Genomic DNA, 24,230 nt, shown 5'->3' with positions numbered 1-24,230 from the left:
GCGGCTTATGCCCCATCACCGTAAAGGGTGGCAAGGACTTTACGAGCACCGCCATGATCCCGGTGCTCGCCCAGATAGACACCTTGCCAGCTACCCAGGGCCAACCGTCCCGCCGTGACCGGCAAAGTCAGCTGACAGCCAAGCAAACTGGCCTTGAAGTGCGCCGGCAGATCGTCCGCGCCTTCGTCGTTGTGTTCATAATCGGCCTTGACCTGGGGTACCAGCCGGTTGAAAAAACGCTCGAAGTCGCGACGGACCACCGGATCGGCATTCTCGTTGATGGTCAACGAGGCCGAGGTATGCTGCAGCCACAAATGCAACAGGCCGACCTGGCATGCCTGGAGCCCAGGCAAACCGTCGAGCAACTCCTGGGTCACCAAATGAAAACCCCGGGGCCTGGCCCGCAAGGTAATCAGGGTCTGTTGCCACATACAGTTCTCCGCCCTTCGGCGCGCATTCTAGCGCGCTGTGGAAAAAAGCAAAGCGCCTAATACTCTTGCTTTGCTGTAAGCAATCGGCCCTTACAAAAACGCCCTGGGGTTTTGGCCGTAATGCCTTTGGATAAATCCTTTCAGTGCCTTTTTCAATGACAAACTCCAGGCAAAAAAATGCCCGGCAAGCCGGGCAGTTTTTTTTGCTGCGTTTACAAGTTGTAACCGCGCTCGTTGTGTTGCGCCAGGTCCAGGCCCACCGACTCTTCTTCGTCGGTCGCACGCAGCCCCATCACGGCATCCAGCACCTTGAGGATGATGAAGGTGACGATCGCCGTGTAGATGACGGTGAAGCCGACGCCTTTGCACTGGATCCAGACTTGTGCGGCGATGTCGGTGGTGGCAGTGTTGAAGCCGCCCATGGACGGTGCGGCGAACACACCGGTGAGGATCGCGCCGAGCATACCGCCGATACCGTGCACGCCGAAGGCGTCCAGGGAGTCGTCATAGCCCAGTTTGCGTTTCAGGGTGGTAGCGCAGAAGAAGCACACCACACCGGCCGCCAGGCCGATGATCAGCGAGCCCATAGGGCCGACGGTGCCGGCAGCCGGGGTAATGGCGACCAGACCGGCAACCACGCCCGAAGCGATGCCCAGGGCACTTGGTTTACCGTGGGTCAGCCACTCGGCGAACATCCAGCCCAGTGCGGCGGCAGCGGTAGCGATCTGGGTGACCAGCATCGCCATGCCGGCGGTGCCGTTGGCTGCGGCGGCGGAACCGGCGTTGAAGCCGAACCAGCCGACCCACAGCATGGCCGCGCCCACCAGGGTGTAACCGAGGTTGTGTGGCGCCATCGGGGTGCTCGGGAAACCTTTGCGCTTGCCCAGTACCAGGCAGGCTACCAGGCCAGCAACACCGGCGTTGATGTGCACCACGGTGCCGCCGGCGAAGTCGAGTACGCCCCAGTCGCCCAGCAGGGAACCCGGACCGCTCCAGACCATATGCGCAATCGGCGCATAGACCAGAGTGAACCACACGCCCATGAACACCAGCATCGCGGAGAACTTCATACGTTCGGCGAAGGCACCGACGATCAGCGCCGGGGTGATGATGGCGAAGGTCATCTGGTAGGTGACGAACACCGACTCGGGGAACAGCGACGTCGGTCCGGTGATGCTGGCCGGCGTTATGCCCGCGAGGAAGGCCTTGGCCAGGCTACCGACGAAGGAGTTGTAGTTGACGACGTTGGCTTCCATCCCGGTGGTGTCGAACGCCATGCTGTAGCCATAAATGAACCACAGAATGGTGATCAGACCGGTAATGGCGAAGCACTGCATCATCACGGAAAGAATGTTTTTCGAGCGCACCATACCGCCGTAGAACAGCGCGAGGCCCGGAATAGTCATGAACAGCACCAGGGCTGTCGAGGTCAGCATCCAGCTGGTATCACCGGAATTGAGGACTGGAGCAGGTACCGGGTCCGCCGCCATGGCCAAGGCTGGCATTACGAGGGACAACAGGGCTCCTAGCCCTGCGAATTTACGCAGAGTCATATTGTTTTCTCCTGGGGCGTTGGGGTTTGGCGGCTTAGATTGCGTCGGTATCGGTTTCGCCGGTACGGATGCGAATAGCCTGTTCCAGATTAACCACAAAGATCTTGCCGTCACCGATCTTGCCGGTGTTGGCCGCCTTGGTTATCGCCTCGATAACCCGGTCAAGATCCTTGTCGTCAATGGCGACATCAATCTTCACCTTGGGCAGGAAGTCGACCACGTATTCCGCGCCGCGATACAGCTCGGTGTGACCCTTCTGCCGACCGAAGCCTTTGACCTCAGTAACGGTAATGCCCTGCACGCCGATCTCGGACAACGACTCGCGCACGTCGTCCAACTTGAACGGCTTGATGATGGCAGTGACTAGCTTCATGAAACTCTCTCCCGAATTGGTGGACTTGCCCCAGGAAAACAAACCCGACTCAAGTCTAAGCGCAGTGCCTGGCTTTGTAACGCATCGTCGGTCCACATCTACCGCTCGACGCCAGCTAACCGCTGCTGGCGAAACTTCCCAGCTTCGTCTGCCGCACTGCATTCGTCACAGCGACTGCATCAGTGCATGGGTCACTGGCAACTAAGCAGAAAGCTTGCCAGCTCCATAAAAACCAACGTTTTCAGTCCCTTGGCCGCTGTGATGGGTGAAAAAGCACGTTGCGCCCCGGCTATACGCACAACAACGGTGCGCACCGCACTGGCGCAATGCGCGAAAACCGTGCGCCCGCCCCCATGGAAATGACTATAGACACTGCGTGGTACACTGGTTGGTAATCTGTTTCCGGAACCTTAGCCATGCTTGCGCCCAAAGCTTTCCTCGATGCCCTGAGCGGCCACGCCTCCCGTTTGTTCAGCGGTGAAACACCCCTGCCCCGCCAGGAATTCGAAAGTCAGTTCAAGGTGCTGTTGCAGAGCGGCTTCAGCAAGCTGGACCTGGTCAGCCGCGAGGAGTTCGACAGCCAGATGGTGGTGTTGGCGCGCACGCGGGCACGGTTGGAGAGTCTGGAGGCGAAGGTGGCGGAGCTGGAGGCGAGGTTGAATCCACCAGTGGAGTGACGTTTCATTGCCCGCTCCTGCTCTATGCGGGAGCAATGGGTTGCCGTTCGATTGCTCGCGCTGGGAATCTTGATTCCTCGCAACACTGCGCCTGAGTAAACCTGTTTGCCGATGCCCGTCGGAAACATCAATCGTTACAATATTTCCGGTGATATGTTCACGGCTCTTATTGCCTAATAGAACATGCGACGTCCATCTATTACTCTAAAATTACCGTCACCTACTGTAAGGGACGCCATCGGCCAAGCCAGCCCTCGCCCGTTTAATGACTGCTCATTGAAATCCAGTTTCAATATTCATGAAAAAAACAGCAAAACTTCTCATCTTCACTTCGCTACTTTTGATCGTCGGTTGCGCGAGCAAGATCAAGGTCCCCGAAGTCTCGGGAACCGTCCTAAAGGACAGCCAACCTGTTGAGAATATGAGGGTCCGGGTCATTACCGAAGTCCCACGGGAAACCACCACCCCTCTGCAATACCTGATAGCCCACGCGGTCGCTCAGACGACAACGCTGCGGACGCGTAGGCAATTCAAATTCGTGGTAAGCGTCTCAGAATTAACCTACACCAATGCAAAAGGGGGGTTTTATTTCTACCCCTTCGAGGTTGATCTACCCGAAGCAGAAATCGACGAGACACCTACACCAAGAAGCCGTGACCAAGCCGCCGAAAATCCGCTGCGTGGTGATACACCTGCGAGCCGACTACAAATCCAGTTCGAGCACAATAACCAATGGGTCCGGGGATGGGGCTTCGAACGTGGGAACAGGGCTTTACCTCAAGAAGGCCTGAAGTTGCAATGCGAGTTGCCCTCCGACAAGGACACCGCCCCAAGTACGGAAGTTATCTGCCACGAAAGATAATAAAACGCCCAATGCTACGAACACCTCATCCTGAGTTTGCTGTGCCCGCCCGAAATATCCCTCAGCTTGCTGCACTGGAATAATCAACTGCGGATCAGGCTGCAAGATATCGCCCCATATGCTGCCAGAGAGAAGGCCCGAAATGTCTCTCAGCCTGCTGCACTGGAACAATCAGCCCTGGATCAGGCTGCAAGATGTTCCTCATATGCTGCCGGAGGGAGAACAGCCACGTAGCATGCGAAACGCGCCGTGGTGGAAACGAGCGTCACGCCTACTTCCATCGTTTTCGTAAAGTTGGGGCTCTGGGGTCTCCTTGATGCGCCGCAGGACTGCACAGAGCCACCGGCACCAGCCTTCACACACAAGCCATTGTCAAAATTGTTAGCCTATAGGCATACATAAATGCCTATTTTGACAGCTTATAGGCTGTTAAAAAAGGAGATCTTATGCGTAATCCCTCACTCAGCCACCTGCGCCTGGCTCAGGTGGAACGGGCTCTCGAGCCCTTCGTAACCCTCAAAGGGAAAACTACCCCTCGTGGTGGCTGGCTGCGCTCGATTCGAGAATCCCTGGGCAGAACTGTACGCAGTCAGGCTGCTCTGCTCGGCGTGGCGCCCGCTACGCTTCAAAAATCCGAGCAATCGGAGGCAGATGACCGAATTACCCTCGGTCAACTGAGGAAACTGGCCAACGGGCTGGACTGCGAGCTGGTCTATGCACTGAAACCGAAGAAGCCTTTGCATGACATGGTCGAAGAGCGCGCAGAATTGTTGGCTCGGAAAGAGGTCATGGGGGGGTCGCACATGATGGCCCTTGAAGACCAGCGCCCGTCCGACTCATTCATCGAGCGCAAGGTAACTGAACGGCGCCAGGAACTGCTGGCTGGAGCGTGGGCTCGACTATGGCGGTAGAACTCGAACTGAAACCCGGGCAAACCCCTCTCGACCATGACGAAGCCGCAGGTCTCAAGCCAAAACACATCAGTACCCAGGGCGAGCTTGACGAGTGGGAAGCAGAAAACCTGCTCAAGGCCAGGCAGTGGCAGAATCGCCAGAAAAAGCTTGATGTGCTAAACGAACACTTCTGCCGCGACCTTCACAAGAAGATGTTCAGCGACACATGGAACTGGGCTGGCACATTCCGCAGAACTGAAAAAAATATCGGCTGCGATCCGATACAGATCTCGATCAAGCTGAATCAGCTCCTGGGCAATGTGGCGTACTGGGTAGAGAACAAGACGTTCACACCTGATGAGATAGCGGCTCGTTTTCATCACCAGCTCGTGTCGATACACCCCTCCCCAAACGGAAATGGCCGCCATGCTCGTTACATGACCGATGCACTTCTAAGGCAGTGCGGTTGCCTTGATTTCTCCTGGGGTAATGGGAATCTGGTTTCGACCAATGAGGTCCGTGATCGCTATATCCAGTCCCTCCGTGACGCCGATGCCGGCGATTACGCCCCACTTATGGTCTTCGTGCGCAGCTGAGCCAACCTTGGGAGCGACGTATCAAATGCAGTGAGCGCCGGTCCGCTGTTGCCATCACTACCAAGAGAAAAAAGATTCCAATACAATTTCTTCGCAGCCCTGGTCATTCCACTCCCGGGTTACTGAAACGGTGAAGAACCTAGGTATATGTGGCCCCGTTATGCGGGGCCTACTTGTTTCTGGCGACCTCACTGCCCAGCGCTAACCTTGCGTCACGCCCCACGAGCAGACAACGAATCGTCTGGACACATAAAAGCCCCCAAGCCCCTCCCCCACTCAACTAGTCTTCCAGAACCGCAGGAAGCGGCCCCTTCGCGTTCAAGGAAAGAACATGTCCCTGGCCATCGTCCACAGTCGCGCCCAGGTGGGCGTGGAAGCCCCCGCCGTCACCGTCGAAACCCATCTGGCCAACGGCTTGCCGATGCTCACGCTCGTAGGGCTGCCCGAAACCGCCGTGAAGGAAAGCAAGGACCGGGTCCGCAGTGCGATCCTCAACTCGGCCCTCGATTTTCCGGCACGACGCATTACCCTGAACCTCGCTCCGGCGGATCTGCCCAAGGACGGCGGACGCTTCGACCTGGCGATTGCCCTCGGCATCCTGGCCGCCAGCGTGCAGGTACCCGCCCTGACCCTGGACAACCTGGAATGCCTGGGCGAACTGGCCTTGTCCGGGGCCATCCGCCCGGTGCAAGGCGTGCTGCCGGCGGCGCTGGCCGCGCGTGCCGCCGGGCGTACCCTGGTGGTGCCGCAAGCCAATGCCGAAGAGGCCTCGCTGGCCTCCGGGCTGACGGTGATTGCCGTCGACCATCTACTGCAACTGGTGGCCCATCTCAATGGACATGCCCCCCTCAAACCTTTCGAATCCAGTGGCCTGCTGCACCTGAGCAAGCCCTACCCGGACCTGAGCGAAGTACAAGGCCAACTCGCCGCCAAGCGCGCCCTGCTGATCGCCGCCGCCGGAGCGCATAACCTGTTGTTCAGCGGTCCGCCCGGCACCGGCAAGACCCTGCTCGCCAGCCGTCTCCCCGGTTTGCTACCGCCGTTGGACGAACAGGAAGCCCTGGAGGTTGCCGCCATCCAGTCGGTCGCCAGTCATGTGCCGTTGAGCAGTTGGCCGCAGCGACCGTTTCGCCAACCGCATCACTCAGCCTCGGGTCCGGCGCTGGTAGGTGGCGGCTCCCGGCCACGACCGGGTGAAATAACCCTGGCACACCACGGCGTGCTCTTCCTGGATGAATTGCCAGAATTTGACCGCAAGGTACTGGAGGTTCTGCGCGAACCACTTGAGTCCGGTCATATCGTGATTTCCCGCGCCCGCGACCGGGTGCGCTTCCCGGCACGTTTCCAGCTGGTGGCGGCGATGAATCCCTGCCCCTGTGGATATCTTGGCGACCCCAGCGGACGTTGCCGCTGCACCCCGGAACAGATCCAGCGCTACAGCAACAAACTCTCCGGCCCGCTGCTGGACCGCATCGACCTGCACCTGACCGTGGCCCGTGAAGCCACGGCACTCAGCCCCAGCCAGCAAGACGGTGATAACACCGCACAGGCTGCCGCCCGGGTCGCCGAAGCCCGGCAACGTCAGCAACAGCGTCAGGGATGTACCAATGCATTTCTCGATTTACCGGCGCTGCGCGCGCACTGCACGTTATCCACAGGCGATGAAAAGTGGCTGGAAACTGCGTGTGAACGGCTGACGCTTTCGCTACGGGCAGCCCATCGACTGCTCAAGGTGGCGCGCACCTTGGCGGATCTGGAACAGGTGGAAAACATAAGCCGCGAGCATCTGGCCGAAGCGTTGCAGTATCGGCCAGTGTCTCAATAGAAGTGGCATCACTTGAACAAGGCCTGGCCGCAACACCCCATCATCGGCCAGGCCCTCCCCACCGGGTTATTCCTTACTCAGATCCACCAACGGCGTGCCCCGCACCTCCGTCTTGCGCCCGTCCTGAATCTGCGTCACCTGCTGCACCGCCTTATCCACAGCCGCCTTGTCCGCCAGCAGGCTATAGCTGATCTGGAACTGGCGTTTCTGCCCGGCCTCGATGGTCGGCACCAAGCCCAGCGGGCGCTGGTAATGGCGGTTATAGGAGAAGCTGGTCCCCGGCTCCAGCCCGGTGACATAGCCCTGGCCCTGGGTATCGGTGTTTTTCCACAGGGAGAACACCGGCAGTTGCTGGGTATTGAACCCAAGCGAAACCCCGAGACTGCCGGCCTTGTTGTGCAGCACCGCCAGGGTGTCGCCCTTGGCATCGGCATACGGCACGACGTTGTAGACAGTCTCGTCATAGTCTTTGGTCGGCGCACGGTAGGTCTGCCAATCTGGCAGGTCGCCCTTGGCCTTGTCGTTGAACGGCGACACCTGCTTCACCGGCGCCACGAAGCGCGCTCCCTGCTCCAGGAACGGAGTACTGAAGTTGCTGTGATACAGCGCCTGGTATTCCTTCGGATAATCGCCGTTGTTGGTCAGTGTGTCATTGAGCGCAAAACTCACGCTGCCGGGAACCGTCGACAGTTCGGTAGCCACCGAGAAGTCGACTTTCTTGAACGCCTGCTCCTTCAGCTCACCTTGCAAACGGATGGCATAAGGTGGTTGCTCATCGATATGCAGGGTGACCTTGCTGGCCGGAATGTTCGCCGCCCGCCCGTGCAAGGTCAGCAGTTCACCGTTATCGAGCCCTGGATGCCCGACCCACTCATAGCCGCAACGCACCACCATCTCGTTGAAGCCCTCCAGCCAGCCCAGGCCACCACGTCCGTTAAGTTCGATAAAGGCCGGATTGACCACCTCCTTGACCGGCGAGTCCCAGCCCAGGCGCACATCGCCCACGGACGCGTGCAGGACGTTCATGCCCCGCGTCGGTACTACCGAGAGTTTCATCGTGCCGTTGTCGATATCGACGATGCTGACCCCTTCCTGGCGGCCACCATGCAAGGTGCGCATCGTCACGGAGAAGGGCTTGGCGGTCTTGATCCCCAGTTGCTGACTGGTGATCTGGCGGTTCTGCGCGGGGGTGTCGCTGTCGAGCAGCACGTAGTCCCAGGCCATGGCATGGGAAGCTGCGGTCAGGGCGGTGACACCGAAGAGCAAGCGGAGAGAAGTCATGAGCTGTCCTTATTGGAATTGTCCGACTTTTATAACGCTGATGAAACGTTTCAGCAAGTCAGCCTGACAAATATCCATCAGTTCAAGGACCGCATGTACTCCCCCCGTATTTCAGCGCCTGCGACGAGGCGCCGTCTCAGCGAAACTGATCCACTTCCTGACGCAGCTCCGTCGCCAGGGTCTCCAGCTCCCGGGCCGTGAGCGCCAGGTTGGATACCACCTCGCGCTGCTCGCTGTTGGCCAGGGCAATACCCTGCAGGTTGCCGCTGAGCCGGGTCGCGGTGCTGCTCTGTTCCTGGGTCGCGGTGGTGATAACGGCGAACTGCTGACCGGCCGAACGGCTCTGCTCGTCGATCTGCGCCAGGGCCGAAGCCACATTGGCATTGCGCGACAGACCTTCCTGCATCAACCGATTGCCCTCTTCCATGGTGCTGATGGCGTGACCGGTCTGTTGCTGGATACTCTGGATCATCCCGGAGATCTGGTCGGTGGCCTCACGAGTACGCCCCGCCAGGCTACGCACCTCATCCGCCACCACCGCAAAGCCGCGGCCCTGTTCACCAGCACGGGCGGCTTCGATGGCCGCGTTCAGCGCCAACAGGTTGGTCTGATCGGCAATCGAGGTGATCACCCCGACAATCCCGCCGATTTCCTCGGAGCGTTGCCCCAGGGCGTTGATCACCTGCGCCGTGCTGCCCAGGGAACCGGCGATCTGCTCCAGGGACGTCGAAGCCTCCTCCATGGCGGTACGCCCGATGCGCGTCTGCCGGGCATTCTCCTGGGCCAGCCGCTCGGTATTGCCCATGTTGTCGGCGATATTCAGCGAGGTGGCACTGAACTGCTCCACGGCACCAGCCATGCTGCTGATCTCGCCGGATTGCTGCTCGATCCCTTCATAGGCACCGCCGGACAAGCCGGTGAGTACATGGGCGCGAGTGCTGACCTCGGCCGCCGCCTTGCGGATGTGCTCGACCATCGAGGACAGTGCCTGTCCCATCTGGTTGAAGCTGTCAGCCAACTGGCCGATCTCGTCATGGCTGGACACATCCAGGCGCACGCTCAAGTCCCCCGCCCCCAGGGCTTGCGCCTGGCGTACCAGATCGCCCAGGGGCCGCAACTTGCTGCGCAACAGCCAGATCGCCGCGCCGACGGCCAGCAGCATCGCCAGCAGGCTGCCAATTACCAGTTTAATGCCAACGTTCCAGGTCACGGCGCGGATCTCGGCTTTGGGCAAGCTCGCCACCACGGTCCACGGCCCCCCTTCAAAGGTCACCGCCACACTGTAGAAGTCCTCGTTCTTGTCACTCCAGAAGCGCCCATGGCCCGGTTGTCGGACCAGATCGACAACCACCGGGATTGCCTGTGCAAGATCCGTCACCCCGGCAGGCGGCACCAGCCAATGTTTCTGCTCATCGAGCAAGGCCAGGGAACCGGTCGCACCGATGCGAAAGCGCTTGAGGTTGTCGAACTGGGCATTCTGCGCATCGGTGTAGTCGAAACCGACGAACAGCACAGCGATTACCTTGCCGTCAGCATCGCGTACCGGTGTGTACTGGGTCATGTAGGATCGGTCGAACAGCAGCGCACGTCCGACGTACGCCTGGCCCGCCAGCAAACGCTGGTAGGCCGGATGCTGGTGATCGAGCAAGGTGCCGATGGCGCGACTGCCGTCCTGCTTGGTCAGGGAGGTGCTGACCCGGACGAAGTCCTCACCACTGCGCACGAACAGGGTCGCGACACCCGCGGACATCTGTTTGAACGCATCCACCTCGGTAAAGTTGTTGTTCAGCAGTTCATTGCCCAGGTACAGGCCCGGAGCTTGCACGCTGCCCACGGCGATCATTTGCTCGGGACGCACGCTCAGGCCACTGCTGAAACGTTTTTCGAACAATCCGCTCAGGCGCTGGGTACTTTCGCGCAAGGTGCCGTGGAAAGTGTTCAACTGGTCGGCCAGCAGGCGTGCTTCGCTGGCCAGGTGTTCTTCGCGGGTGTCGAGGTTGGCCGAGTCCAGCGAACGCAGGGCAAACACGGTGCTGCCACTGATCACCAGCGCGAGGATAACGGCGAGTGCCAGCCCCAGTTGCGAGGCAATTCGGGCACGAGGTCGAGACATGATACGGCTCCTGGGCGGGCGGCGAATCCTGTGGGTACTGGCAAGCCACATGGAAACATTTCCAATGAACAAGGTATGCACGAACCGTTTTTTGACGCCGGTTCCATGTCGGTAGATTCGGCGGCGCCAGCGAATACTTGAGTCATTTGGACGGATATCAGCGGCCGCCAAAAACAGCGTATCAGCCCAGACGCTGGACTTCGGGCAGGACCATGGCCGCGACCTCGCCCTGGAGGAAATCGCTGAGCCGCCGCAGGCGCTCGCCGCCCGGTCGGGTTTTCGGCCAGACCAAGTAATATTTCTCACCACTGTCGACGGCAGTCGGCCACGGCAAACTCAGACGTCCCTGAGCCACGTCCTCGGCCACCATCAGCAGGTCGCCCATGGACACCCCGTAACCCCGCGCCGCGGCAATCATGCCCAGTTCAAGGGTATCGAACAGTTGGCCGCCCTTGAGCGAGATCCGTTCGGACAAGCCCATGCGCTCCAACCAGCTACGCCAGTCCCGCCGATCGGGTGTCGGGTGCAACAACTCGACGCTGGCCAGGCGCTCGGCATCCCAAGGCTGCTCATTGAGCAGCGTAGGCGCTCCCACCGGAATCAACCACTCGGAGAACAGGTAGCTGGCCTCCCAGTCGGGCGGGAAATGGCCGTTGCTGAGCAGTACCGCGCAGTCAAACGGTTCCTGATTGAAGTCCACGCTGTCGACATCCATCCAGGCACTGGTGAGCTGCACCTCATTGCCCTCCTGCAAATGCCGGAAGCGGCTCAGTCGCGCCAGCAGCCAACGCATGGTCAAGGTCGAGGGGGCCTTCATACGCAGGATGTCGTCTTCGGCACGCAAGGTATTGCACGCTCGCTCCAGGGCGCCGAAACCCTCGCGGATCCCCGGCAGCAGCAAGCGTGCGGACTCGGTCAGTTGCAGATTGCGCCCGTTACGCTGGAACAGTCGACAGGCGAAGTGCTCTTCGAGGGTACGAATGTGCCGGCTGACCGCACTCTGGGTAATGGACAGTTCCTCCGCCGCCCGGGTGAATGAACTGTGGCGGGCCGCCGCTTCGAAAGCGCGCAAGGCATACAGGGGAGGCAGACGGCGAGGCATGGGGAGCGCTCCGATAACGCAATGCGCCAACCCTAGCAGAAACCGCCTTTGCATGAGTTTTTATCATGCGAGCAATCGGTTTTATCCCTTTGTGCAAATGCCCGGGAACCCTGAGAATCAACGGTTCTCATTACCTTCCGCCTGTCGAGCCTGATGATCATGAAGCATTCAGCACGCACCGAACTCTGGGCCATTCTGCGGTTGTCCGGGCCGCTGATCGCCTCGCAGTTGGCGCATATGCTGATGGTGCTGACCGACACCCTGATGATGGCCAGGCTCAGCCCCGAGGCCCTGGCCGGCGGCGGCCTGGGCGCGGCGAGTTATTCGTTCGTGTCGATTTTCTGCATTGGCGTGATCGCGGCCGTGGGCACCCTGGTCTCCATTCGCCAGGGTGCCGGCGATATCGAAGGCGCGACTCGCCTGACCCAGGCCGGGCTCTGGCTGGCCTGGGCCATGGCTCTGGTGGCCGGCCTGCTGCTGTGGAACCTCAAGCCGGTGCTGCTGATGTTCGGCCAGACGCCGAGCAATGTGCACGCCGCCACGCAGTTCCTGACGGTGCTGCCGTTCGCCCTGCCCGGCTACCTGAGCTTCATGGCCTTGCGTGGTTTCACCAGCGCCCTGGGCCGTGCCACCCCGGTGATGGTGATCAGCCTGTGCGGGACCGTGGCCAACTTCGCCCTCAACTACGTGCTGATCAACGGGCTGTTCGGCCTGCCCAAGCTGGGCCTGGCGGGGATCGGCCTGGTCACCGCGCTGGTCGCCAGTTGCATGGCCCTGGGGCTCGCCTGGCATATCAAGCAGCATCCGGCGTACCGCAACTACCCCTTGCTGCGGGGCCTGTCGCGGCCCAACTGGCAGTATCTGCGCGAACTCTGGCGCCTGGGCCTGCCGATTGGTGGCACCTATGCCGTGGAAGTCGGGCTGTTCGCCTTTGCCGCGCTGTGCATGGGCACCATGGGCAGCACGCAACTGGCGGCGCACCAGATCGCCCTGCAGATCGTCTCGGCGGCCTTCATGATACCGGCGGGGATCTCCTATGCCATCACCATGCGCATCGGCCTGCACTACGGCGCCGGACAACTGCTGGAGGCGCGCCTGGCCGGTCGGGTCGGTATCGCCTTCGGCGCCGCCGCCATGCTCGCCTTTGCCGCGCTGTTCTGGCTGGCGCCGAACCAGTTGGTGGGACTGTTTCTGGATCGCCACGACCCGGCGTTCCAGCCGGTCGTCGAACTGGCCGTCAGGCTGCTGGCGGTGGCCGCCTGGTTCGAGCTGTTCGATGGCACCCAGACCATCGCCATGGGCGCGATCCGCGGCCTGAAGGACGCCAAGACCACCTTCCTCGTCGGTCTCGCCTGCTACTGGCTGATCGGTGCTCCGGCGGCGTGGTTGCTGGCGTTCGACTTCAACGGCGGACCGACCGGTGTCTGGTGGGGACTGGCGCTGGGCCTGGCCTGCGCGGCGGTGAGCCTGACCCTGGCATTCGAGTGGCGGATGAAGCGGATGCTGGGACACCCCAGGACGCAAAGCCCACGGCGCAGCATCATGGATACAGCCTGAACCGACAGGCTGCCGCCCATGGTGTCAAACCACTTCCTGCACCGCCGGCTGAGCGGCATCAAAGTTCAGGTACTCCACCAGCTCCGCCAGTGGCAACGGCTTGCTGATCAGATAGCCCTGGGCCTGGTCGCAGCCGAATTCACGCAGCAAGGCCAGTTGCTCCGGGGTTTCCACCCCTTCGGCCACCACTTCCAGATGAAGATTGTGGGCCAGGTTGACCATGGCATGCACCAGCTTGCGGTTTTCCTCACGCGACTCCATGCCACCGACAAAACTCTTGTCCACCTTGAGCAAGGCGATCGGCAGGCTGTTGAGGTGCACGAAGGAAGAAAACCCGGTGCCGAAGTCGTCCAGGGAAAAGCGCACCCCCAGCCGCCCCAGGGCATCCATGGTCTGCTTGACCAGGTCGCTGCGACGCATCACCGCGGTTTCGGTAAGTTCGAACTCCAGCCATTGCGCCTCGACGCCGCGCTCGGCAATCAGCCGGCTCAAGGTCGAGAGCAACTGGCTATCCTGGAACTGCCGGAACGACAGGTTGACCGCCATGTGCAGCGGTGCCAGCCCCAGTTCGCGCAAGGCCTGCATATCCCGTAGCGCCCGGGAAATCACCCAGTAACCCAATGGCACGATCAGGCCGCTTTGTTCGGCCAGGGGCACGAACTCGCTGGGCGGCAGCAGCCCGCGCTCGCCATGCCGCCAGCGCACCAGGGCTTCGAGGCCGACGATCTGGCCGCTGCCCAGGTCGAGGCGCGGCTGGTAATGCAGTTCCAGTTCGTCACGGCGCAGGGCTCGGCGCAGCTCGCTTTCCAGGTCGGCGAGGCTGCGGGCGTTGCGATTGATCCGCTCATTGAAGATGTGAAAGGTGCAGCCCTGGGTGCTCTTGGCCTGCTGCATGGCGATATGCGCATGCCACATCAGCGGGTCGGCCCCGGCATTGGCACGGGTATGGGCGATGCCCAGGCTACAACCGATCAACAGGCTCTCGCCGTCGACCCAGTAAGGTTCGGCCATGGCCTCGACAATCCGTTCGGCCACACTCTCGGCCCGTTGCGGGGCCCGGCGGGTGTCGATCAGCAGGGCGAACTCGTCGCTGCCCAGACGCGCCAGCTGGTCACCGGCCTCCAGCTGACTCTTGAGCCGCGCGACCACCTGCAGGATCAGCCGGTCGCCGGCCTGGTGGCCGAGGGCGTCGTTGGCATGGCGGAAATTGTCCAGGTCCAGGTGCCCGAGGGCCAGGCCGCGCCCTTCGTTCTCGGCCAGGCGCGCCGCCAGCAGGGTCTGGAAACCCTGGCGATTGGCGATACCGGTCAGCGGATCCTGCTCGGCCAGGCGCTGCAAGGTGTTTTCCAGCACGCCGCGTTCGCGCACATGGCGCAGGCAGCGGCGCAAGGTCGGTGCATCGAGGCCCTGGCGAACCAGCCAGTCACTGACGCCCAGGGGCGCGACCAACGGTTCCTCTTCCAGTAACAGGATGGTCGGCAGGTTGCAGCGTCCCGGCGCCGGCTGCAGGTTCGGCACCGTCAGCAAGAGCGCCGCGCGGTCGGCCTCGAACAGGCGGCCGACCACCTCCCAGGACGGGGCATGGATCAGCACGGCTGAATCGCCCATAGGAGCCAGACACTCGCGCAACAAGGCCGCCCACTCAGGCTCATCGGCCAGTAGCAGCAAACGCAAGGGTTCGACAGGCTTAGACAAACCGACTCCCTAGACTCTGCAAAAAACGTTGGAGATCAACATTGCGACACGCTCAGGAGATTTTAAGTACGATTGATTATCAAGTGCTTTGTTGTGTAACACAATTCAGAACAATAGCCGGGAATGTGCTGTGCATCCTGCGGCAAAGTAACAAAACCGGCAAATTTAGATAGCGGCGCACGTCACAGTGTCGCAGAGACGCAGCAGAATCCTTCCAGCCTGTTAAAATGCCCGCCCTTTTCGCAACAGACTCCTGACTCCGTCATGTCCCGACTCAATCCCCGGCAGCAAGAAGCCGTGAACTACGTCGGCGGCCCTCTTTTGGTGCTCGCCGGTGCCGGCTCCGGCAAGACCAGCGTGATCACCCGCAAGATCGCCCACCTGATCCAGAACTGCGGCATCCGTGCCCAGTACATCGTCGCCATGACCTTCACCAACAAGGCCGCGCGGGAAATGAAGGAACGCGTCGGCACCCTGCTCAAGGGCGGCGAAGGCCGTGGCCTGACGGTGTCGACCTTCCACAACCTGGGGTTGAACATCATCCGCAAGGAGCATGCGCGGCTGGGCTACAAGCCCGGCTTCTCGATCTTCGACGAGGCCGACGTCAAGGCCCTGATGACCGACATCATGCAGAAAGAATACTCGGGCGACGACGGCGTCGACGAGATCAAGAACATGATCGGCTCGTGGAAAAACGACCTGATCCTGCCGCCCCAGGCCCTGGAGAATGCGCGCAATCCCAAGGAACAGACAGCGGCCATCGTCTACACCCACTACCAGCGCACGCTCAAGGCGTTCAACGCGGTGGATTTCGACGACCTGATCCTGCTGCCGGTGAAGCTGTTCGAGGAACATGCCGACATCCTGGAAAAGTGGCAGAACAAGGTCCGCTACCTGCTGGTGGACGAATACCAGGACACCAACGCCAGCCAGTACCTGCTGGTGAAAATGCTGATCGGCACGCGCAACCAGTTCACCGTGGTCGGCGACGACGACCAGTCGATCTACGCCTGGCGCGGCGCGCGGCCGGAAAACCTGATGCTGCTCAAGGACGACTACCCATCCCTGAAAGTGGTGATGCTGGAGCAGAACTACCGCTCCACCAGCCGTATCCTGCGCTGCGCCAACGTGCTGATCTCGAACAACCCGCACGAATTCGAAAAGCAGCTGTGGAGCGAGATGGGCCACGGCGATGAAATCCGCGTGATCCGTTGCCGCAACGAGGACGCCGAGGCCGAGCGCGTGGCCATGGAGATCCTCAGCCTGCACCTGCGCACCGACCGGCCCTACAGTGATTTCGCCATCCTTTACCGGGGCAACTACCAGGCCAAGCTGATCGAGCTGAAACTGCAGCACCACCAGATTCCCTATCGGCTGTCGGGGGGCAACAGCTTTTTCGGACGCCAGGAAGTCAAGGACCTGATGGCCTACTTCCGCCTGATCGTCAATCCGGATGACGACAACGCCTTCCTGCGGGTGATCAACGTCCCGCGCCGGGAGATCGGCTCGACCACCCTGGAAAAACTCGGCAACTACTCCACCGAACGCAAGATCTCGATGTACGCCGCCACCGACGAGATCGGCCTGGGCGAACATCTGGACAGCCGCTTCACCGATCGCCTGGCGCGCTTCAAGCGCTTTATGGACCGGGTGCGTGAGCAGTGCGCCGGCGAAGACCCGATTGCCGCCCTGCGCAGCATGGTCATGGACATCGACTACGAGAACTGGCTGCGCACCAACAGCTCCAGCGACAAGGCCGCGGACTACCGGATGGGCAACGTCTGGTTCCTGATCGAAGCCCTGAAGAACACCCTGGAAAAAGACGAAGACGGCGACATGACCGTCGAGGACGCCATCGGCAAGCTGGTGCTGCGCGACATGCTCGAGCGCCAGCAGGAAGAAGAGGACGGCGCCGAAGGCGTGCAGATGATGACCCTGCATGCGTCCAAAGGGCTGGAGTTCCCCTACGTGTTCATCATGGGCATGGAAGAGGAAATCCTCCCGCACCGTTCCAGCATCGAGGCTGACACCATCGAGGAAGAACGGCGCCTGGCCTACGTCGGCATTACCCGCGCCCGTCAGACCCTGGCCTTCACCTTTGCCGCCAAGCGCAAGCAGTACGGCGAGGTCATCGACTGCGCGCCGAGCCGTTTCCTCGACGAACTGCCGCCGGACGACCTGGCCTGGGAAGGCAACGATGACACGCCGACCGAAGTGAAAGCCGTACGCGGCAATTCGGCGCTAGCGGATATACGCGCGATGTTAAAGCGCTAGAATTGCACACTTTTTAATCTATCTTCAGCGCACAAGGCGCTATTCGAGGACGCCCCGTGGAAGCACTGCACAAGAAAATTCGCGAAGAAGGCATCGTGCTTTCCGATCAGGTACTGAAGGTCGACGCCTTCCTGAACCATCAGATCGACCCGCAGTTGATGAAACTGATCGGTGACGAATTCGCCGCGCTGTTCGCCGATTCGGGCATTACCAAGATCGTCACCATCGAAGCCTCGGGGATTGCCCCGGCGATCATGACCGGGCTGAACCTCGGCGTGCCGGTGATTTTCGCTCGCAAGCACCAGTCCCTGACCCTGACGGAAAACCTGCTCTCGGCGACGGTGTACTCCTTCACCAAGCAGGTGGAAAACACCGTGGCGATTTCCCCGCGCCATCTGACCAGCAGCGATCGGGTGCTGATCATCGATGACTTCCTGGCCAACGGCAAAGCGTCCCAGGCGCTGATCTCGATCATCAAGCAGGCCGGCGCGACCGTGGCGGGCCTCGGCATCGTCATCGAGAAATCCTTCCAGGGTGGCCGTGCCGAGCTGGACGCCCAGGGTTATCGCGTGGAGTCCCTGGCCCGGGTGAAGTCGCTGGCCGGCGGTGTCGTGACCTTTATCGAGTAAGGCCGCACCTCGACACCTGCATTTCCCGTTGACTCGCAACAAAGGTCAACGCGGATAGCCGTAGATACCGGCTTGCCGGCGATGGGCCCTCAAGTATTGCGGCGCCAGGACTGACGCTTTCGCGGGTCTTCAGTCAGGCAGCGTCTCCTGCAATCCCGCCAGCAGAAACCGCTGAAACAGCTCCTCCTTCAGCCCCTCCGGGTGGGTCAACCCCATGCGCTCCAGGTGCGCCGCAAAGGCCGCCGGCTCAGGCGCATCGAGCGCCGCCTTGCCCAGCTCGAGCGCCTCGGTGAGCTTGAACTTGCTCTTGAGCCAGTTCAGCGCCCGCAGCAGATCCCGCTCCTCCACACTGAAATCACTGCCCAGCGGATACTCCGGGAACAAATGCGGGTGACATGTGCGAATCGCCTGCAAACGTTGCGGGCTATTATCGGCAAAGCGTGGATCGAGGCGGAAATCCCCCGGTAGCTTGCCGGCTTTTTGCGCCTGTTCGATCAACTCCGACTGAAAGCGCGAATCGGCAATATTCAGCAACGCTTCAATGACCTGGGCGTCGGTCTTGCCACGCAAGTCGGCAATGCCGTACTCGGTCACCACGATATCGCGCAGATGCCGGGGGATGGTGCAATGCCCATACTCCCAGACGATGTTCGAATTGACCTCGCCGCCCGCCTCGCGCCAGCTGCGCAGGATCAGGATCGACCGCGCGCCCTCCAACGCATGTCCCTGGGCCACAAAGTTGTACTGCCCGCCGACACCACTGAGCACCCGGCCGTCTTCGAGCTGGTCCGCCACCCCCGCGCCGAGCAGGGTCATGGTGAAGGCGCTGTTGATGAACCGTGCATCAATACGCTGCAGGCGCTTGAGTTCTTCCTGGCCAAACAGCTCGTTGATATAGCTGATGGCGGTCATGTTGAACTCGCCCAACTGGTCCCGGGACAGTTCGTGCAAGCGCTGGTAAAAACTGCGCGGCCCGAGAAAGAAGCCGCCATGCACCATGACGCCACCGGTTTGCACGACACCGGCATTGGCCTGGCGTTGTCGCTCGAGGTCAGCATGGACCTTGCGTCGCACGATGCCCGCATCCACTAGAACCAGCAAACCGTTGACGAACATCTCGCTGCAACCGTAAAGCCCCTGGGCAAACGTCTCGATACCGCCCTCCTTGTCGAGCAGCGTTTTCCAGGGTGACAGGTCGATATCCGCCAACAACGCCTGGTAACCCTCGTTGTCCGCCTGACGGGCCAGCAAGGCCGCAGTCAAGGCGTCGCCCATGGCGCCGATGCCGATCTGCAAGGTACCGCCATCGCGCACCAGGGTACTGGCGTGCAGGCCGATGAAGTGATCCTGGGTGTCCACCGGCATGTTCGGGGTGGAGAACAGGGTGCTGCGTTCCGGCTCGTCGATCAGCAGGTCAAAGGCGTCACGGCTGAGTTCCGAATCCCCGGGCATGTACGGCAGGTCGCTGTGAACCTGCGCCAGCAGCAGGATGGTTTCTCCGGCGGCACGGCGCCGAGCGATCATCGGCAGCAGGTCGAGGGTGATATCAGGGTTGCAACTCAGGCTCAGGTGCCCGGGGTGTTCCGGGGCCTCGGCCACCAGTTGCGCGATCAGGTTCAGGCCGGCGGCGTTGATGTCGCGGGCGGCATGACTGTAGTTGCTGCTGACGTAATCCTGCTGAGCCTGGGTGCTGTGCAACAGGCTACCGGGCTGCATGAAGAACTGCTGGACGTGGATATTCGGTGGCAGGTTGTCCCGGCGCAGGGCGGCGAGGAAATCCAGTTCAGGGTAATCACCGAACACCCGCTCGACAAAGGGCTCGAGGAAACGTCGTTGCAAGCCGTCACCCAGGGCCGGGCGACCGAGACTCAAGGCGCTGTAGATCGTCAGCCGACGCTCCGGCAATTGCCTGATGCGCTGGTAGAGCGCGTTGATAAACCGGTTGGGTTTGCCCAGGCCCAACGGGCTGGCCATGTGGATATGCACCGGCAGCCGTGCCAACACCTCCTCGACCGCACGTTCGATAGAACAGGATTGCACCATCGGATCCTCCTCGCCTTTGCGTGAATTGAGGTTGGACCGAGCTTGCCGGGAATTGGCTGCAAATGACAGCCCGTTGCCTACAGGAATCATAGCGACCCGACGCTTTGCGTCGAAGCACCGATCCAATGCAGGCGTTCACAGGACGCAAAAGAGCCGCTCATCAGCGGCTCTTTTGGGGAAAATCAGTCTTATTTCAAGCCGGACATCTTCTCGATGGCACCTTGAAGCTCTTCAGTCGTACAGTCGGCACAAGTACCCTTCGGTGGCATGGCATTGAAGCCATGAGTCGCCACCGCCGCCAGGCCCGCAACGCCTTTCTTGCCTTTCTCCTCGTCCGAGGCTCCGGCAATACTCGCAATCACGGTGCTCACATGATCGGCCCGCTCTTTCCAGACGGCGGTATCACCGATTTTCGGCGCATTCAAAAGGCCGGTGCCATGACAAGCGTTGCAATGCTTGGCGATCACCTCATCCGGTGTCTTGGCTCCGCCGCCACCACCCACGGTAGCGGCCACTTCCATCCCCTTGCACACTTCGCCCTGGACACACACCTTGCCCACCGGCTCCAGACGCTTGGCGATATCGTCATTGACTGTCGTTGCCTGAGCGCTGACGGCCCACAGGGCGACTACGGTTGCTGGTACGGCCAGCATTTTCATAATTGGACTCACGCGTACACCCTCAATGGTGGCTAATCACGCCGCGAACCACGGTTTCGCAGGCGGGCGTGAGTATAGCGGTTCGACTGCCCCTGCGAAACAACCCCTAGAGTTACAGGGATATTAAGAGTGGCCAATCAATACTACCGGACGCCTTGAAATCCCTGACCTGACGCCTCTTGCTGTTAAAAATTCGCCGGTGTCGCTGCGCTGATTAGTCGCGCAGGTGTATCGAACGGATTACGGAAGCGATGCGGCTTGGTGCTTTCAAAATAGTAGCTGTCGCCCGCTTCGAGGACGAAAGTTTCTGCACCGACCACCAATTCCAGTCGACCCTCCAACAAAATGCCAGTCTCTTCGCCTTCATGGGTGAGCATTTCCTCTCCGGTATCGGCACCTGGAGGATAGATCTCATTGAGGAAAGCGATAGCACGGCTGGGATGGGCGCGGCCGACCAGCTTCATGGTCACGGCACCATCGGAGATATCGATCAGCTCGTTGGCCTTGTAGACGATCTGAGTCGGTTTTTCCTGGAGGATTTCCTCGGAAAAGAACTCGACCATGGACATGGGAATGCCGCCAAGAACCTTTCTCAGCGAACTGATCGAAGGGCTGACACTGTTTTTCTCAATCATTGAAATGGTGCTATTGGTGACGCCCGCGCGTTTGGCGAGTTCACGCTGAGACAGACCTTTCAGTTTACGGATGGATTGCAGTCGTTCACCGACGTCCAATACGGCAGCCTCCCAGGGATTCAGGCGATGTTGTAATTGAGCGATATCATGGCATAGCGTTCAGTATTTACAACACTCGAGCCCGAATCCTGTTCGGTGGGACGACCTGTGGCGCGGCCTGCTTTCCCGCTAGCTCCCGGTATAGAGCAGTGGCACCCGACGCAGGTTGCAGAAAATCTGATAGGGAATGGTCTCGGCCCGAGCCGCGACCTCGCTGGCCAGGACATTTTTGCCCCACAGCTCCACCGTCGAACCCAGCCCGGCCTGGGGTACATCGGTCAGGTCGATGCACAGCATGTCCATCGATACCCGGCCCAGCAACTGGCTGCGCTGGCCCGCCACCAGCACCGGCGTGCCGGTCGGCGCGTGACGCGGATAGCCGTCGGCATAGCCCATGGCAACCACACCGATCCGCATCGGCCTGGACGTCACGAACAGGCCACCGTAGCCCACCGGTTCGCCTGCCGGCAGCTCGCGCACGCTGATGACTTTCGACTCCAGGGTCATGACCGGCTGCAAGCGCGCGGCCAACGGGTGTTCTTCTTCGAAAGGGGTCGAGCCGAACAGCAGGATGCCGGGACGGACCCAATCGCTGGGAATCCGCGGCCAACCGAGCACTGCCGGAGAATTGCGCAGGCTGACCTCGGCCGACAAACCCTGGCGTGCTGCCTCGAAGGTCGCCACCTGCTCGGCGCTACGCGGGCAGCCCAACTCGTCGGCGCGGGCGAAGTGGCTCATCAGCACGATCTTCGCCACCTTGCCGCTGGCCTGCAGGCGCTGGTAAGCCGCCTGATAATCGGCCGGTTCCAGTCCCACCCGATGCATGCCCGAGTCGAGTTTGAGCCAGACATTGATCGGTTTGGCCAACACCGCCTGCTCAATGGCTTCCAGCTGCCAGAGCGCATGCACCACGCACCAGAAGTCGTGCTCGACGATCAAGGGCAGTTCGTCGGCCTCGAAAAAGCCTTCCAGCAACAGAATCGGCGCGCGAATCCCGCCGGCCCGCAACTCGAGGGCCTCCTCGATACAGGCCACGGCGAAACCGTCGGCCTCGGCCTCCAGGGCCTGGGCACAGCGCACCGCGCCATGACCGTAGGCATCGGCCTTGATCACCGCGAGGGCTCGGGCACCCGACACTTCGCGGGCCAATTGGTAGTTGTGACGCAGGGCTTGGAGGTCGATCAGGGCACGGGCAGGACGCATGGCGGCAAACTTCTGGACGGTCAACGGGGAATGAAAAACCGCTGCGAAAAGCCATGAGAGCGCCATCGCAACGGGAGAGGGATCGTACTTAAGGCAGAGCGGCCACGACCGACAGCTCGACCAGGATTTCCGGTTCGCACAGCTTGGCTTCGACCGTGGCACGGGCCGGCGCGACGCCTTTGGGCAACCACTTGTCCCAGACCGAATTCATGCCGGCGAAGTCGGCATCGATGTCTTTCAGGTAGATCGTCACCGACAGCAACTTGCTCTTGTCGGTACCCGCCAGGTCGAGCAAACGCTCGATATTGCCGAGGGCTTCGCGGGTCTGGGTTTCAATCCCGGCACTCATGTCGTCGCCAACCTGCCCTGCCAGATACACGGTGCCGCTGTGAACAACGATCTGGCTCAGACGTTCATTGGTGAGCTGGCGCTGGATTGCCATGTTTTGCAGTCTCCTGGGGGGTTTTGCCGTAACGGGAAATATCGAGGCCTTCGGCACTGATCTGCGGCTTTTTCTTCGCCATCAAGTCAGCCAACAGGCGACCCGAGCCACAAGCCATGGTCCATCCGAGCGTGCCGTGACCGGTATTCAGGAACAGATTGCGCAATGAGGTGGCCCCCACGATCGGCGTGCCGTCGGGTGTAGTCGGGCGCAAACCGGTCCAGAAGCTGGCTTGCTCGAGGTCGCCGCCCTGAGGATAAAGATCGCCGACGATCATCTCCAGCGTTTCGCGCCGTTTCGGATTCAGCGACAGGTCAAAACCGGCGATTTCCGCCATGCCACCGACACGGATGCGGTTGTCGAAGCGAGTGATCGCGACCTTGTAGGTCTCGTCAAGGATAGTCGAAGTCGGGGCCATGGCCGGGTTGGTGATCGGAACAGTCAGCGAGTAGCCCTTGAGCGGGTAGACCGGCGCTTTGATGCCCAGCGGCTTGAGCAACTGCGGTGAATAACTGCCCAGCGCCAACACGTAGCGATCGGCGGTTTCCAGCTTGCCGTCGATCCATACCCCGTTGATACGGTCGCCCGCGTGGTCGAGCCGTTGAATGTCCTGGCCGAAGCGGAACTCCACACCGAGCTTGACGGCCATTTCGGCCAGGCGGGTGGTGAACATCTGGCAGTCGCCGGTCTGGTCATTCGGCAGGCGCAAGGCACCGGCCAGGATATTGGTGACGCTGGCCAGGGCCGGTTCGACCCGAGCAATACCGGCGCGATCGAGCAATTCGTAAGGTACGCCGGACTCTTTCAGTACCGCGATGTCTTTTGCCGCGCCATCGAGTTGCGCCTGGGTGCGGAACAACTGGGTGGTCCCCAGGCTGCGGCCTTCGTAGGCAATCCCGGTTTCGGCGCGCAGTTCGTCGAGGCAGTCACGGCTGTACTCGGACAGGCGGACCATGCGCTCCTTGTTCACGGCATAACGGCTGGCGGTGCAGTTGCGCAGCATCTGCGCCATCCACAGGTACTGGTCGATATCGGCGGTGGCCTTGATCGCCAACGGCGCATGGCGCTGCAGCAGCCACTTGATGGCCTTGAGCGGCACGCCCGGGGCGGCCCAGGGCGAGGCATAGCCGGGGGAAACCTGGCCAGCGTTGGCAAAACTGGTTTCCATGGCGGCGGCCGGCTGACGGTCGACCACCACCACTTCGAAACCGGCCCGGGCCAGATAATAAGCACTGGTGGTACCAATGACGCCGCTACCCAATACCAGAACTCGCATGTGTCTATTCCT

Annotated in this window: 21 protein-coding genes and 1 pseudogene; 9 read left to right on the top strand and 13 right to left on the bottom strand. The window is 61.0% G+C overall.

What is annotated here, in order from left to right:
• Window positions 1-5 precede the first annotated feature (5 nt).
• The 3 genes from M5B99_RS11025 to glnK all read right to left on the bottom strand — a co-directional run bounded on the left by M5B99_RS11025 (window position 6) and on the right by glnK (window position 2,357).
• Entirely contained in the window at window positions 6-431 is a 426-nt protein-coding gene (locus tag M5B99_RS11025) for a secondary thiamine-phosphate synthase enzyme YjbQ (protein WP_248804044.1), read from the bottom strand.
• Between the two features lie 212 nt (window positions 432-643).
• Window positions 644-1,984, bottom strand: a complete 1,341-nt coding sequence (locus M5B99_RS11020; RefSeq protein WP_248804043.1) for an ammonium transporter — start codon at window positions 1,982-1,984, stop codon at window positions 644-646.
• Window positions 1,985-2,018: 34 nt separating this feature from the next.
• Window positions 2,019-2,357, bottom strand: a complete 339-nt coding sequence (glnK, locus tag M5B99_RS11015) for a P-II family nitrogen regulator (protein WP_002555808.1) — start codon at window positions 2,355-2,357, stop codon at window positions 2,019-2,021.
• A gap of 416 nt (window positions 2,358-2,773) precedes the next feature.
• Here glnK and M5B99_RS11010 point away from each other — a divergent pair, with 416 nt between their 5' ends.
• The 6 genes and pseudogenes from M5B99_RS11010 to M5B99_RS10980 all read left to right on the top strand — a co-directional run bounded on the left by M5B99_RS11010 (window position 2,774) and on the right by M5B99_RS10980 (window position 7,210).
• Window positions 2,774-3,034 (top strand): accessory factor UbiK family protein, encoded by a 261-nt coding sequence (locus M5B99_RS11010; protein WP_152736696.1) that lies wholly within the window; start codon window positions 2,774-2,776, stop codon window positions 3,032-3,034.
• Window positions 3,035-3,332: 298 nt separating this feature from the next.
• Window positions 3,333-3,896: a hypothetical protein gene (locus M5B99_RS11005; protein ID WP_248804042.1), complete on the top strand. Its 564-nt coding sequence runs from the start codon at window positions 3,333-3,335 to the stop codon at window positions 3,894-3,896.
• A 136-nt stretch (window positions 3,897-4,032) separates the two neighbouring features.
• A pseudogene (locus tag M5B99_RS10995) lies at window positions 4,033-4,188 on the top strand (phage antirepressor protein); the annotation flags it as partial.
• 154 nt (window positions 4,189-4,342) lie between these two features.
• Window positions 4,343-4,807 carry a transcriptional regulator gene (locus tag M5B99_RS10990; protein ID WP_248804041.1) on the top strand — a complete coding sequence of 155 codons (465 nt, stop codon included), beginning with the start codon at window positions 4,343-4,345 and terminating at the stop codon, window positions 4,805-4,807.
• The gene (locus tag M5B99_RS10985; RefSeq protein WP_248804040.1) at window positions 4,798-5,385 is read left to right on the top strand and encodes a mobile mystery protein B; all 588 of its coding nucleotides are present in this window, start codon (window positions 4,798-4,800) and stop codon (window positions 5,383-5,385) included. The genes M5B99_RS10990 and M5B99_RS10985 overlap by 10 nt, the downstream gene beginning before the upstream one ends.
• Before the next feature lie 331 nt (window positions 5,386-5,716).
• Window positions 5,717-7,210 carry a YifB family Mg chelatase-like AAA ATPase gene (locus M5B99_RS10980; protein ID WP_248804039.1) on the top strand — a complete coding sequence of 498 codons (1,494 nt, stop codon included), beginning with the start codon at window positions 5,717-5,719 and terminating at the stop codon, window positions 7,208-7,210.
• Window positions 7,211-7,276: 66 nt separating this feature from the next.
• On the opposite strand, the gene M5B99_RS10975 is transcribed toward M5B99_RS10980, so the two are convergent.
• The 3 genes from M5B99_RS10975 to M5B99_RS10965 all read right to left on the bottom strand — a co-directional run bounded on the left by M5B99_RS10975 (window position 7,277) and on the right by M5B99_RS10965 (window position 11,706).
• Window positions 7,277-8,491, bottom strand: coding sequence for an aldose 1-epimerase family protein (locus M5B99_RS10975; RefSeq protein WP_248804038.1), 1,215 nt, complete (start codon window positions 8,489-8,491; stop codon window positions 7,277-7,279).
• Between the two features lie 136 nt (window positions 8,492-8,627).
• The gene (locus M5B99_RS10970) at window positions 8,628-10,604 is read right to left on the bottom strand and encodes a methyl-accepting chemotaxis protein (protein WP_248804037.1); all 1,977 of its coding nucleotides are present in this window, start codon (window positions 10,602-10,604) and stop codon (window positions 8,628-8,630) included.
• A 181-nt stretch (window positions 10,605-10,785) separates the two neighbouring features.
• Window positions 10,786-11,706: a LysR substrate-binding domain-containing protein gene (locus M5B99_RS10965; RefSeq protein ID WP_248804036.1), complete on the bottom strand. Its 921-nt coding sequence runs from the start codon at window positions 11,704-11,706 to the stop codon at window positions 10,786-10,788.
• 153 nt (window positions 11,707-11,859) lie between these two features.
• Here M5B99_RS10965 and M5B99_RS10960 point away from each other — a divergent pair, with 153 nt between their 5' ends.
• Window positions 11,860-13,263 carry a NorM family multidrug efflux MATE transporter gene (locus M5B99_RS10960; protein ID WP_248804035.1) on the top strand — a complete coding sequence of 468 codons (1,404 nt, stop codon included), beginning with the start codon at window positions 11,860-11,862 and terminating at the stop codon, window positions 13,261-13,263.
• Window positions 13,264-13,287: 24 nt separating this feature from the next.
• Here the strand turns inward: M5B99_RS10960 and M5B99_RS10955 are convergent, their stop codons facing one another.
• Window positions 13,288-14,958 (bottom strand): putative bifunctional diguanylate cyclase/phosphodiesterase, encoded by a 1,671-nt coding sequence (locus tag M5B99_RS10955; RefSeq protein WP_248804034.1) that lies wholly within the window; start codon window positions 14,956-14,958, stop codon window positions 13,288-13,290.
• A gap of 264 nt (window positions 14,959-15,222) precedes the next feature.
• Here M5B99_RS10955 and rep point away from each other — a divergent pair, with 264 nt between their 5' ends.
• Both rep and M5B99_RS10945 read left to right on the top strand, forming a co-directional pair.
• Window positions 15,223-17,232: a DNA helicase Rep gene (gene rep, locus M5B99_RS10950; protein ID WP_248804033.1), complete on the top strand. Its 2,010-nt coding sequence runs from the start codon at window positions 15,223-15,225 to the stop codon at window positions 17,230-17,232.
• Window positions 17,233-17,288: 56 nt separating this feature from the next.
• Entirely contained in the window at window positions 17,289-17,861 is a 573-nt protein-coding gene (locus M5B99_RS10945; RefSeq protein ID WP_248804032.1) for a xanthine phosphoribosyltransferase, read from the top strand.
• Between the two features lie 129 nt (window positions 17,862-17,990).
• On the opposite strand, the gene M5B99_RS10940 is transcribed toward M5B99_RS10945, so the two are convergent.
• From M5B99_RS10940 to dadA, 6 genes are all read right to left on the bottom strand, one after another.
• Entirely contained in the window at window positions 17,991-19,904 is a 1,914-nt protein-coding gene (locus M5B99_RS10940) for an acetyl-CoA hydrolase/transferase C-terminal domain-containing protein (RefSeq protein WP_248804031.1), read from the bottom strand.
• Window positions 19,905-20,092: 188 nt separating this feature from the next.
• Window positions 20,093-20,563, bottom strand: coding sequence for a c-type cytochrome (locus tag M5B99_RS10935; RefSeq protein ID WP_248804030.1), 471 nt, complete (start codon window positions 20,561-20,563; stop codon window positions 20,093-20,095).
• A 185-nt stretch (window positions 20,564-20,748) separates the two neighbouring features.
• On the bottom strand, window positions 20,749-21,297 hold the full coding sequence (locus M5B99_RS10930) for a cupin domain-containing protein (RefSeq protein ID WP_100942162.1): 549 nt from the start codon (window positions 21,295-21,297) through the stop codon (window positions 20,749-20,751).
• 129 nt (window positions 21,298-21,426) lie between these two features.
• Window positions 21,427-22,500 (bottom strand): alanine racemase, encoded by a 1,074-nt coding sequence (gene alr / locus M5B99_RS10925; RefSeq protein WP_248804029.1) that lies wholly within the window; start codon window positions 22,498-22,500, stop codon window positions 21,427-21,429.
• An 88-nt stretch (window positions 22,501-22,588) separates the two neighbouring features.
• Window positions 22,589-22,942 (bottom strand): RidA family protein, encoded by a 354-nt coding sequence (locus M5B99_RS10920; protein WP_248804028.1) that lies wholly within the window; start codon window positions 22,940-22,942, stop codon window positions 22,589-22,591.
• The gene (dadA, locus tag M5B99_RS10915) at window positions 22,914-24,218 is read right to left on the bottom strand and encodes a D-amino acid dehydrogenase (RefSeq protein WP_248804027.1); all 1,305 of its coding nucleotides are present in this window, start codon (window positions 24,216-24,218) and stop codon (window positions 22,914-22,916) included. The genes M5B99_RS10920 and dadA overlap by 29 nt, the downstream gene beginning before the upstream one ends.
• Window positions 24,219-24,230 lie beyond the last annotated feature (12 nt).

It is taken from the genome of Pseudomonas sp. MWU13-2100 (assembly GCF_023242365.1).
In the GTDB taxonomy this organism is placed as follows: domain Bacteria; phylum Pseudomonadota; class Gammaproteobacteria; order Pseudomonadales; family Pseudomonadaceae; genus Aquipseudomonas.
This window is presented reverse-complemented; position numbering and strand designations above follow the sequence as displayed.

What these genes read in the sequence shown, in the direction of transcription:
- M5B99_RS11025 (WP_248804044.1), bottom strand. Translation starts at nt 431, where the DNA reads ATGTGGCAACAGACCCTGATTACCTTGCGGGCCAGGCCCCGGGGTTTT.
- M5B99_RS11020 (WP_248804043.1), bottom strand. Translation starts at nt 1,984, where the DNA reads ATGACTCTGCGTAAATTCGCAGGGCTAGGAGCCCTGTTGTCCCTCGTA.
- glnK (WP_002555808.1), bottom strand. Translation starts at nt 2,357, where the DNA reads ATGAAGCTAGTCACTGCCATCATCAAGCCGTTCAAGTTGGACGACGTG.
- M5B99_RS11010 (WP_152736696.1), top strand. Translation starts at nt 2,774, where the DNA reads ATGCTTGCGCCCAAAGCTTTCCTCGATGCCCTGAGCGGCCACGCCTCC.
- M5B99_RS11005 (WP_248804042.1), top strand. Translation starts at nt 3,333, where the DNA reads ATGAAAAAAACAGCAAAACTTCTCATCTTCACTTCGCTACTTTTGATC.
- M5B99_RS10990 (WP_248804041.1), top strand. Translation starts at nt 4,343, where the DNA reads ATGCGTAATCCCTCACTCAGCCACCTGCGCCTGGCTCAGGTGGAACGG.
- M5B99_RS10985 (WP_248804040.1), top strand. Translation starts at nt 4,798, where the DNA reads ATGGCGGTAGAACTCGAACTGAAACCCGGGCAAACCCCTCTCGACCAT.
- M5B99_RS10980 (WP_248804039.1), top strand. Translation starts at nt 5,717, where the DNA reads ATGTCCCTGGCCATCGTCCACAGTCGCGCCCAGGTGGGCGTGGAAGCC.
- M5B99_RS10975 (WP_248804038.1), bottom strand. Translation starts at nt 8,491, where the DNA reads ATGACTTCTCTCCGCTTGCTCTTCGGTGTCACCGCCCTGACCGCAGCT.
- M5B99_RS10970 (WP_248804037.1), bottom strand. Translation starts at nt 10,604, where the DNA reads ATGTCTCGACCTCGTGCCCGAATTGCCTCGCAACTGGGGCTGGCACTC.
- M5B99_RS10965 (WP_248804036.1), bottom strand. Translation starts at nt 11,706, where the DNA reads ATGCCTCGCCGTCTGCCTCCCCTGTATGCCTTGCGCGCTTTCGAAGCG.
- M5B99_RS10960 (WP_248804035.1), top strand. Translation starts at nt 11,860, where the DNA reads ATGATCATGAAGCATTCAGCACGCACCGAACTCTGGGCCATTCTGCGG.
- rep (WP_248804033.1), top strand. Translation starts at nt 15,223, where the DNA reads ATGTCCCGACTCAATCCCCGGCAGCAAGAAGCCGTGAACTACGTCGGC.
- M5B99_RS10940 (WP_248804031.1), bottom strand. Translation starts at nt 19,904, where the DNA reads ATGGTGCAATCCTGTTCTATCGAACGTGCGGTCGAGGAGGTGTTGGCA.
- M5B99_RS10935 (WP_248804030.1), bottom strand. Translation starts at nt 20,563, where the DNA reads ATGAAAATGCTGGCCGTACCAGCAACCGTAGTCGCCCTGTGGGCCGTC.
- alr (WP_248804029.1), bottom strand. Translation starts at nt 22,500, where the DNA reads ATGCGTCCTGCCCGTGCCCTGATCGACCTCCAAGCCCTGCGTCACAAC.
- M5B99_RS10920 (WP_248804028.1), bottom strand. Translation starts at nt 22,942, where the DNA reads ATGGCAATCCAGCGCCAGCTCACCAATGAACGTCTGAGCCAGATCGTT.
- dadA (WP_248804027.1), bottom strand. Translation starts at nt 24,218, where the DNA reads ATGCGAGTTCTGGTATTGGGTAGCGGCGTCATTGGTACCACCAGTGCT.